This is a genomic window from Kitasatospora sp. NPDC056783 (genome assembly GCF_042789895.1).
GTDB lineage: Bacteria > Actinomycetota > Actinomycetes > Streptomycetales > Streptomycetaceae > Kitasatospora.
Genome location: NZ_JBHUAF010000672.1, coordinates 1 through 1,820, shown reverse-complemented (window position 1 = coordinate 1,820; position 1,820 = coordinate 1). Strand labels below are relative to the sequence as shown.

The following is a 1,820-nucleotide window of genomic DNA, read 5'->3' as shown; positions in this document are numbered from 1 at the left end:
CCACCAGTTCGTGCCGTACGGCGATGCCTTCGAGCAGCGCCCGTTGAGAGGCTCGACCGGCACGGCCCGGGCGTCCTCCGGGCCGGACGTGTCCGTCACCCTCCTCAGGAGAAGACAGCATGACCACCACCGGCACCGCCGTCCGGCGCGCCTCGGCCGCGGCACTCGCCCTCGCCGCCGGCCTCACCACCTGCCTGGCCGCCGCACCCGCCGCCCTGGCCGCCACACCCGCCGCGGCGCCCGCCGGCTCCGCCGACACGGCCCCCTCCGCCGGGCTCGGCCGTTACTACCAGCAGCGCCCGAACTGGCACGGCTGCGCCCAGGACGCGGACGACACGACGGGCGGCGCCCTCGACGCCGCGGGCGCGCGGTGCGCGGACGTGACCGTACCGCTCGACTACGGCGACCCCGGCGGCAGGACCATCACCGTCGCCATATCCCGGCTGAAGGCCACCGACACCCGCCGGCGCATCGGCTCCCTCCTGGTCAACCCCGGGGGCCCGGGCGGTCCCGGCCTCGGTATCGGGCTCATCGTGCGCCCCGTGATGAAGGAGACCGGTGCCCGCTACGACGTGATCGGGATGGACCCGCGTTTCACCGGCCGCAGCACGCCCCTGGACTGCGGCCTGTCCTCCGGGCCCGGCCTGCTGTCGGCCGGGCCCGACCGGGCCGGCTTCGAGCGCCAGGTCGCTCGGGCCCGGGATGTCGCGGACCGCTGCCGGGCCACCAACGCCGAGGTCCTGCCGCACGTCACGACGCGCAACACCGCCCGCGACATGGACGTCGTGCGCGGCGTGCTCGGCGAACGGCGGATCTCCTACCTCGGCTACTCCTACGGCACCTACCTGGGCACGGCCTACACCCAGATGTTCCCCACCCGCTACGACCGGGTGGTCCTCGACAGCGCCCTGGACCCCGACCGCTACAGCCCCCGCCTCATGAAGGGCACCGAGGCGGAGAACGAGAAGGCGTACGACGACTGGGCCGACTGGACGGCCGCCCGCGACAGCACCTACGGGCTCGGCCGCACCCGCGAGCAGGTGCGCGCCACCCTCGACGGCGTCATCGCCGCCTCCTCCCGCGAACCGCTCACCGTCGGCACCGCCCCCGACGCCTTCCGCCTCGACGACAGCCAGGTCCCCGCCCTGCTCTTCACGGGGATGGCCGACGACACCGACCCGGCGCGCGCCTCCCTGGCCGAGCAGATGTCCCTGCTCGCCCAGGCCGCCCAGGGCCGCCCCACCGCCCTGCCGCCCGCCTTCACCGACCTCCTGCGCTCGGTGTTCACCCCCGCCGGCTCCGCCGTGGGCAGCGCCCAGACGGCGATCCTGTGCGGCGACGTGCCCGCCCCGCGTGATCCCGAGACGTACTGGCGCGACATCGAACGCACCCGCGCCGCCCACCCGTTGTTCGCCCCGGTGGCCGAGAGCATCACCCCCTGCGCCTTCTGGGACGGCCCCCGCGAGGCCCCCGTCCGGGTCCGCCGCGACACCCCGGCCCTGATCGTCGCCTCCACCGGCGATCCTCGCGTCCCCTACACCGGAAGCGTCGCCCTGCACGGCCGCCTCCCCAGCTCCCGCCTGCTCACCCTCGCGGGCGCCAACCAGCACGCCAACTACGGTGTCCACGGCAACTCCTGCATCGACACCACCGTCAACGCCTACCTCGCCGACGGCCGCCTCCCCGCCCGCGACCGCACCTGCGCCGCGTAGGCCCGCCCCGCTACCGGCGTTCGTGCTGACCCCGGGCCGGGTGGCGAACTGCCGTCAGTTCCGCACCGTGCCCGACAAGATCCGGGTGCGCGGCCCGGCCGACCGGGC

At 75.4% G+C, this 1,820-nt stretch carries 1 protein-coding gene; it reads left to right on the top strand.

Annotated elements, in window-relative coordinates; translation table 11 throughout:
• Positions 1-119: 119 nt before the first annotated feature.
• Entirely contained in the window at positions 120-1,712 is a 1,593-nt protein-coding gene (locus tag ACFRMQ_RS40490; RefSeq protein WP_380735923.1) for an alpha/beta fold hydrolase, read from the top strand.
• Positions 1,713-1,820: the final 108 nt, after the last annotated feature.